At 39.1% G+C, this 493-nt stretch carries 1 protein-coding gene; it reads left to right on the top strand.

The features are described from left to right. Positions 1-198, top strand: a 198-nt coding sequence (locus LE180_RS01510) for a hypothetical protein (protein WP_374133727.1), incomplete at its 5' end; no start/stop codon positions are given. Positions 199-493: the final 295 nt, after the last annotated feature.

Genomic DNA, 493 nt, shown 5'->3' with positions numbered 1-493 from the left:
GCAACATTTTCCTCGTCCCCAAATCTGTTTTCAACGACGCCATCATTCCTTCCTCAATCTTCTGGTTATATTTGCCATATTGCTACATCAAACAGACAGATTATTTCCAAAACAGAAGAAGCCACACCAAAAGCCGCGGTGGGCGTCGATGTTTTGGAAATAATCTGTCTGTTTGATGTAGCAATATGGCAAATATAACCAGAAGATTGAGGAAGGAATGATGGCGTCGTTGAAAACAGATTTGGGGACGAGGAAAATGTTGCAGGAGAAGTTCTAGTTGAAGAAAAAGTTGGAGCTGCAGTATAAAAAATCTTTGTACTAGTATGAGAAGTCTTTGCTCTACGACGAGAAAATATACGCATGCGTGATTCGCGTATAAAAATCTTTGTACTAGTCTGAAAAGTCTTTACACTTCGGGTTTTACATTAAAAAGAAGAAACTTACAAGCATACCTCAAACGCGCTTGTAAGTTTCTTTAATCTGTAGCGCCAAC

This window comes from Candidatus Endomicrobiellum pyrsonymphae (genome assembly GCF_020328025.1).
Classification (GTDB): Bacteria; Elusimicrobiota; Endomicrobiia; order Endomicrobiales; family Endomicrobiaceae; genus Endomicrobiellum; species Endomicrobiellum pyrsonymphae.
Note: the sequence above shows the minus strand (reverse complement) of the source record. Positions and strands in the feature narration are given on the sequence as shown.